The organism is Mesorhizobium sp. M4A.F.Ca.ET.020.02.1.1, assembly GCF_004022645.1.
GTDB lineage: Bacteria > Pseudomonadota > Alphaproteobacteria > Rhizobiales > Rhizobiaceae > Mesorhizobium.
On record NZ_RZOI01000298.1, the window covers coordinates 1 to 6,776 of the forward strand.

Consider the following 6,776-nt stretch of genomic DNA (forward strand, 5'->3'; position numbering starts at 1 on the left):
TTGCTAAAGAAAGGACACCCGCCACTCTTGTTCAGTTTTCGGCGTCCATTCCTTGCGCTTGGCTTCAATCAGTTGTTCCGCGACTTTGGCGAATGTTGGCGTTGTTTTGGCAGCCTGACGGGCAGCGAAGGGGTCTCGGTCATTGGCTAGCATGTCCCGCATGTCGTCTGCCTTACGGCGCGCTATAGCGAGCGTAACGGGCGCCGTGCCAGCGAGCCCGCCCAGCCCGATTTCGCGCCGAATCCCTTTGCGGCGATAAATGAAAAACCATGACTTGCTACCGCCAGGATGGACGCGGATATATAGTCCCGCTCCATCGGCATAGACGCCTGGCTTGCTAAGTCCCTTGATTTTTGCGTCGGTCAACTTGTTCCTTACCATACTATCCACCATAACCTTTCTGGTGGCTACTATGGTTACAGGTGACGCCAATGTCAACGAAACGCGTTAGTTTGCAAGGGTTTCCACCACTTTCGCTTTGAAAGACAAAGGCAATTATCCGCCCTTTGGGCGGCGTTTTTGTTTTGGTCGGCGATTCGCCTGACCCGATAGAAAGCAGGATCTTCCGCCGATTGGCACGAAGTCCCGACGTTCACTTTTTGGAAAAAGGGGGCCGGTCGGCGTTTGGCAGCGGTACGAGGAGGCCACTATGTGCCAGCGCCGGCCGGCCGACCCCACGGACCCAGGAGATGCGGCGGACCTGAGCATCATGGGGTATTTGTCGGAACGATCCGGCGGTCTACCCTCGTGCCGGCCTCGTTTTGTCTATGCTGTACATTTGCGCAAGGCCTTATGAAAATCAACAGTTTCTTAACCAAGCCTCCCGAATCGCTTGGATTAAGGTAAATTGCTAACCCTGTCGGATTGACCGGATAAATTGGCGCTCGGGCCTACGCCGCCTTGGCAACGACCCGGTTGCGCCCGCCGCTCTTGGCCTCGTAGAGAGCGAGATCGGCGCGCTTCATCAGGGCGGCCACCGTATCGGCCCCCTTCAGCAGAGACGACACGCCGACGCTGACGGTAACCTCTATCGTCTTGCCCTCATGCCCGACCATGAACGGCATCTGGGCGATCTCGGCGCGGATGCGTTCCGCGACCTTCTCGGCCACTGCACCTTCCGTGTCCGGCATGACCACCACGAACTCCTCGCCGCCGAAACGGCAGGCGAGGTCGATGCCGCGCACGTTCTTGCGCAACCGCCGCGCGAATTCGCGCAGCACATCGTCGCCGCCGTCATGGCCATGCGCATCGTTGATCGATTTGAAGCGGTCGAGGTCGGTGATCATCACCGAAAGCGGCCGTCGCCGCGCCACCGCGCGGTCGAACAGCGTCTGCAGGTGGCTGTCGAGGTAGCGGCGGTTGTGCAGGCCGGTCAGCCCGTCCGTCACCGCCATCTCGATGGTCTGGGTGACGCTGGCGCGGAGCTGGTCGTTGTAGCGCTTGCGGCGCACCTGGGTGCGCAGCCTCGCCGTCAGCTCATGCTGGTCGACCGGCCGCGTCAGGTAATCGTTGATGCCGAGCTCAAGGCCGCGGATGATGCGCCCCTCCTCGCCTGCGTCGGCAAGCAGGATGATCGGCAGGAAACGGGTGCGGTCTAGCGAACGCAGTTGCGAGCACAGTCTCAGCGGATCGAAATCGGCGAAGGCCGTCGAGATCAGCACGCATTCGTAAGGCGTTTCGGCGGCCTGGAAAAAACCGGCATTGGGATCGGTGGCGACGTCGAGTTCGGCGCTGGTGCGCAGCATCTTCCGGATGCGCTCGAAGGAGGATTTGCGCTCGTCGATCAGGAGCACCTTCGGCTTCGCATCCTCGGCGGAGAAGTTGCGGCTCAACAGCTCCTCTATGCCGATGTTGCGGGTGGTCGAGGCGCGCAGCCGCAATTCGTCGGTCAGCGACTTCAGCCGAACCAGGCTCTTGACGCGCGTCATCAGTTGCAGGTCGTTGACCGGCTTGGTCAGGAAATCGTCGGCGCCGGCCTCGAGACCGCGCACCCGGTCCGAGACCTGGTCGAGCGCGGTGATCATGACGACCGGGATGTGCGAGGTCGCCGGGTCGCTCTTCAACCGACGGCAGACCTCGAAGCCGTCCATGTCGGGCATCATCACGTCGAGCAGCACGACATCGACCTTGCCGTTCTCGCAGGTCTCGATGGCATCCGGCCCGTTGGAAGCGGTCAGCACCTCGAAATACTCGGCCAGCAGCCTGACCTCGAGCAGCCTGATATTGGCAGGGATGTCGTCGACGACGAGGATCCGCGCGGTCATCTCACAAGGCTCCGGTCTGGCTGTGCATCAGGCATCGCCCAGGTAGGATTTGATGGTCTCGATGAAGCGCGGCACCGAGATCGGCTTCGAGATATAGGCCTCGCAGCCGCCCTGGCGGATGCGCTCCTCGTCACCTTTCATGGCGAATGCCGTCACCGCGATGACCGGGATCGAATGAAGGTCGTCATCCTCCTTGAGCCATTTGGTCACCTCCAGCCCCGACACTTCGGGCAGTTGGATGTCCATCAGGATCAGGTCGGGCCGGTGCTGGCGCGCCAGATCAAGCGCCTCCAGGCCATTGCGTGTGCGAACAGTGTCGTAACCGCTGGCCTCGATGAGGTCGCGAAAGAGCTTCATGTTGAGCTCGTTGTCCTCGACGATCATGACCTTCTTAGGCATCGATTTCCCGTCCCGACGGTCCTCGGCGCCGAAGACCATCGTCATGCGTCCTTGCCGGATCGCACCCAACCCGCATCCACCCTACGCCAATATGATTGACGAAACGCAAACCGGCCGCTCCCAAAAGCTGTCCGGATTCCGGCCCGCGCAGGGTGATGGCTTGCCGCAAGCGACGCTTGCCGTTACTGCGGAGAGACTCAAGTTCCACGCACAAAAGGTAGTCATGGCAAACGCAGCGTCAATGCGCGAGGAAGCGGAAGCCCTTGCCATCAGGGCACTCGGCTTCGTTGCCGCCGATCCGGAGCTTTTGCCGCGCTTTCTGGCGATCACCGGCATCGAGGCGCACTCGATCAGGCGGGCGGCGAGCGAGCCGGGGTTTCTGGCGGGCGTGCTGCAGTTCATCCTTGCCCATGAGCCGACGCTGCTGCGCTTCGCCGAGGAGACCGGCACGCCGCCGGCCGCCGTTGGCAAGGCCTTGCGGGCGCTGCCGCTCGGCAATGACGACCATGAGCGCTCGGTATGAGCGACGATCCCGAGACGGCGCGGCAGATCGAGGAGCTTGCCGCCGACGACCGGCCGCTTTTGGTGCTCGACGTCGATGACGTCGTGCTGGAATTCATCCGGCCGTTCCCGCATTTCCTGAAATCGCGCGGCTTTGCCCTGACGCTTGCCTCCTTCCGCCTCACCGGCAACATCGCCGAGACGGCGAGCGGCCGGCTGATCGAGCAGGCGGAGGTGACGGCGCTGCTCGGCGAGTTCTTCGACGCCCAGGCCGAGTGGCAAAGCGTCACCGACGGCGCGGCGCAAGCGCTGTCAACATTTGGCGGCCGCGCCGAGATCGTGCTGTTGACGGCCATGCCGCACAAGCACCGCGCGGTGCGCCGCGCCCATCTCGATGCGCTCGGGCTGACCTACCCGCTTCTGACGACCGAAATGGCGAAAGGCCCGGCCGTCGCCAAACTGCGCGGCGCCAAGGGCCGGCCGGTCGCCTTCGTCGACGACCAGCCGTACAACCTTGCATCGGTGCGCAATTCGGTGGCCGACGCGCATCTCTTCCACCTGATGGCCGACAATTCGTTGCGCGCCTTCCTGCCGCCAACGCCTGACGGCATCGTCTCGGTCGAGGACTGGCACGAGGCGGCGCCGAAGATCGCCAGCGCGCTCGGACTCTAAAGCTCGGGGCGGGAAACCGCTCCGCGCTTTCCTGAAAATGCGTCAGGGCTGCAGCTTCGTGCCCGACCCGCTGTTGACCTCGCCGGGAATGACATCCTGGTCGGCGCTGTCATCCGGATTGGTGCTGTCGTCCTGGACCGGGTCGGCCGGCTTCAGCATGGCGCCATTGACCGTCACCGAACCATCGGGCTTGGCGTTGATCGCCCATTCGATACGTCCGTCCGGCAGCGTCTTGCCGAACCCTTTGACCGCAAGCACCATCGGAAAATACTGCGCGGCTTCCGGGTCGGTCTTGGCCGCGGTCTGCAGGGCTTCGACGATCTTGTCGTAGCCGGCGATGTCGACGGTCATGCTCGCATCCGGCTTCTCGCCGGGGAAGGTCATCTCGCCTTCCAGCGCGATCTCGATGTCCTTGTTCTTCAGGGTGCTGTGGCCGATGACGGCCTTGGGCGTCTTGGCCAGGAAATCGGCGGAGATCTGGTCGCCGAAATCTTCCGGCAGCGGCGGATTCTTATTGAGATCAAGCGTTTCGATCGCCTTCTTCGCCATGCTGTCGAGGTCGATGTTGGCGCCACCGAAGTTCAGGTCGATATCGGTGGGAAGCAACGCCACACTCCAGCCGGGCAGCATTTGCTGCGGGATCGTCAGGCCTGATGCCTTGATCACGTAGTTGATCTTGCCGCTCTGAGAGATACCGTCCATTCCAAACGCCGTGCTGAGTTGCGTGGCGCCGAAAGTGCCGACCGGGCTCTCAACCGCGAAATCCTTGAACCCATACGCTCCGTCGAGCCGTTCCCACAGCGGAAGCGCGGCCAGCAGCAGCGACTTGAGCTGCGCCTGGTTCGCCTTCAGCGTCGCCTCGTCCTCATTGGCCACGGCAAAGGCGAGCAGGTCGAGCAGCGGCTTGGTCCGCACGCCCTTGCCGTTCGCATCCACCGACAGCTCCGGCGACTTTATCGTCACCGGAAACTTCATCCCGCTCTCGGGATCGTCGAAATTGACTGCCTCGGTGAAGCTCGACATCTTCTGCGTCATCGTGACGTCGACGCCGCCATTGGCGGCCTTGGTCGCGGCAAAGTTCGCCGTGCCGGCGCCGAAGCTGGCATCCACATGCTGCTTGGCGTCCTTGGACGTCATCGTCATGCTGGCTATGGTGCTGACGCCGCTGGTGAAGGCTGCGAGCGCGGGGTCATAGACGCCGCTGCCCTTGCCGTCCTTGACGGTGAACTGTGTGCTTTGCAGTCCTTCCGGCCCGTTGAACTCGAAGGATGCGCTCTGCGAGAAATCCATCGAGACGTCCCAGGACCCGTCGCTGCGCGGCTTCACCTTCAGGATGTAAGGAGCGACATCGAACTTAAGCAGCTTCTGGTCCGGCAGGGCCTCGATCAGCGCCTTGAAATCAATCGCGACCCGGTAGGCGTCGCCTTCGACGGAGACCTTGAGCATACCAGTGTCGAGCGCCTTCCTGCCGACGTAGCGGGACAGGTCCTCGGAAAGCTGCTTTGCGCCTTGGCTATCGACCGTCTGGGCGAAAGCCGGCGCGCCGAGCGAGAGAAGGAAAACTAGGGGCAGGACACGCTTCACGTCGATTCTCCGTTGACCTCGGAAGACAAAAGCGCTTCGCGCTTCTGGTAGGCAAATACCATCACAGCCGCAAGACAAAGGCTAGTCGCCTTGCAAAAGCACCAGCCGCATCAGCGGCCGGCCGGGCTTGCGCTCGACAAGCCTCTCGAACCCGGCCTTCTCGAAGACCCGCGATGATCCGACGAACAGCCCGATCGAACGCGAATCGCGCGACAGGTCGATCGGGCAGGCCTCGACCAGCCGGGCTCCGTTCTGCCGGGCAAACTCGATGCCGCCCTCGACGAGGCGATGCGAGATGCCCCTGCCCCGCGCCTTGACGCGGATGAAGAAGCAGGAAATCGCCCAGACACTGGCGTCGGCGGTATCGGCCGGGTCGACCGGCGCCGATCCCCTGCCCGGGTTGTTCCATTCGGGGACGTCGGCGCGCGGTCCGATCTGCATCCAGCCGACCGCCTTGCCATCCTCGAAGGCCAGCAGCCCGGGCGGCGGCCCGGCCTCGATTCGCGCCTTGATATGATCCTTGTTGCGCTGCTTGTCGTTCGCCCGGCGCACCGCCGGCGCCAGCCGGAAATGCGTGCACCAGCAGCCGTAGCAGGCGCCCTGCTTGCCGAAAAGATCCTCGAAATCCGCCCAGAGCTCGGGCGCCAGCGGCGCTATGGTCGTGCTCATGAGTTCTCCCCAGGCCAGCCTTGTTGCAGGCCCTGCACTGTCGTACCATTGCGTTTGTTCTCTTTATGTTCGCATCGATGGCGGCTCCTGTCAACAATCCTGAACACGGTTTTTGCCGCGACTGCCTGGCCCTCCAGCGCGGCGGCGGGCGGCGCTGCGAGCGCTGCGGCAGCCCCAGGCTCGTGCGCCATCCGGAGCTCTACCGGCTTCACCTTGCCCACATCGACTGCGACGCCTTCTACGCGGCGGTCGAAAAGCGCGACAATCCAGCGCTGAAGGACAAGCCGGTCATCGTCGGCGGCGGCAGGCGCGGGGTCGTCTCCACCGCCTGCTATATCGCCCGCATCCACGGTGTGCGCTCGGCAATGCCGATGTTCAAGGCGCTTGAAGCCTGTCCCGAGGCGGTGGTCATTCCTCCAGACATGGAGAAATACGTCCGCGTTGGGCGCGAAGTCCGCGCGTTGATGCAGGCGCTGACGCCGCTGGTCGAGCCGCTCTCCATCGACGAGGCATTCCTCGATTTTGCCGGCACCGAGCGCCTGCACGGCATGCCTCCAGCGCTGGTGCTGGCGCGCTTCGCGCTGACCGTGGAAAAGGCGCTCGGCATCACCGTCTCGGCCGGTCTTTCCTACTGCAAGTTCCTCGCCAAGGTGGCGTCCGACTTCCGCAAGCCGCGCGGCTTTTCGG

The 6,776-nt window shown here is 63.2% G+C and carries 8 protein-coding genes; 3 read left to right on the forward strand and 5 right to left on the reverse strand.

What is annotated here, in order from left to right; all coding sequences use genetic code 11:
- Positions 1–3 precede the first annotated feature (3 nt).
- From EN742_RS18840 to EN742_RS18855, 3 genes are all read right to left on the reverse strand, one after another.
- The gene (locus tag EN742_RS18840) at positions 4–366 is read right to left on the reverse strand and encodes an Arm DNA-binding domain-containing protein (protein WP_189375450.1); all 363 of its coding nucleotides are present in this window, start codon (positions 364–366) and stop codon (positions 4–6) included.
- A gap of 524 nt (positions 367–890) precedes the next feature.
- On the reverse strand, positions 891–2,264 hold the full coding sequence (locus EN742_RS18850) for a PleD family two-component system response regulator (protein ID WP_126054297.1): 1,374 nt from the start codon (positions 2,262–2,264) through the stop codon (positions 891–893).
- 27 nt (positions 2,265–2,291) lie between these two features.
- Entirely contained in the window at positions 2,292–2,663 is a 372-nt protein-coding gene (locus EN742_RS18855; protein ID WP_126059060.1) for a response regulator, read from the reverse strand.
- A 223-nt stretch (positions 2,664–2,886) separates the two neighbouring features.
- Here EN742_RS18855 and EN742_RS18860 point away from each other — a divergent pair, with 223 nt between their 5' ends.
- Both EN742_RS18860 and EN742_RS18865 read left to right on the forward strand, forming a co-directional pair.
- The gene (locus EN742_RS18860; protein WP_126054296.1) at positions 2,887–3,186 is read left to right on the forward strand and encodes a DUF3572 domain-containing protein; all 300 of its coding nucleotides are present in this window, start codon (positions 2,887–2,889) and stop codon (positions 3,184–3,186) included.
- The gene (locus EN742_RS18865; protein WP_126054295.1) at positions 3,183–3,836 is read left to right on the forward strand and encodes a hypothetical protein; all 654 of its coding nucleotides are present in this window, start codon (positions 3,183–3,185) and stop codon (positions 3,834–3,836) included. Before EN742_RS18860 ends, EN742_RS18865 begins: the two co-directional genes overlap by 4 nt.
- A 42-nt stretch (positions 3,837–3,878) precedes the next feature.
- Here the strand turns inward: EN742_RS18865 and EN742_RS18870 are convergent, their stop codons facing one another.
- Together EN742_RS18870 and EN742_RS18875 are read right to left on the reverse strand one after the other, a co-directional pair.
- Entirely contained in the window at positions 3,879–5,420 is a 1,542-nt protein-coding gene (locus EN742_RS18870) for a hypothetical protein (protein ID WP_127406411.1), read from the reverse strand.
- An 81-nt stretch (positions 5,421–5,501) separates the two neighbouring features.
- Positions 5,502–6,089, reverse strand: coding sequence for a GNAT family N-acetyltransferase (locus tag EN742_RS18875; protein WP_127406410.1), 588 nt, complete (start codon positions 6,087–6,089; stop codon positions 5,502–5,504).
- 65 nt (positions 6,090–6,154) lie between these two features.
- Here EN742_RS18875 and EN742_RS18880 point away from each other — a divergent pair.
- A partial coding sequence (locus EN742_RS18880) for a DNA polymerase IV (RefSeq protein ID WP_128333143.1) occupies positions 6,155–6,776 on the forward strand: 622 nt, incomplete at its 3' end.

Bases quoted from the DNA above. Each gene is read 5' to 3' on its own strand.
- EN742_RS18850 (WP_126054297.1), bottom strand. From the start codon at position 2,264: ATGACCGCGCGGATCCTCGTCGTCGACGACATCCCTGCCAATATCAGG.
- EN742_RS18865 (WP_126054295.1), top strand. From the start codon at position 3,183: ATGAGCGACGATCCCGAGACGGCGCGGCAGATCGAGGAGCTTGCCGCC.
- EN742_RS18860 (WP_126054296.1), top strand. From the start codon at position 2,887: ATGGCAAACGCAGCGTCAATGCGCGAGGAAGCGGAAGCCCTTGCCATC.
- EN742_RS18875 (WP_127406410.1), bottom strand. From the start codon at position 6,089: ATGAGCACGACCATAGCGCCGCTGGCGCCCGAGCTCTGGGCGGATTTC.
- EN742_RS18855 (WP_126059060.1), bottom strand. From the start codon at position 2,663: ATGCCTAAGAAGGTCATGATCGTCGAGGACAACGAGCTCAACATGAAG.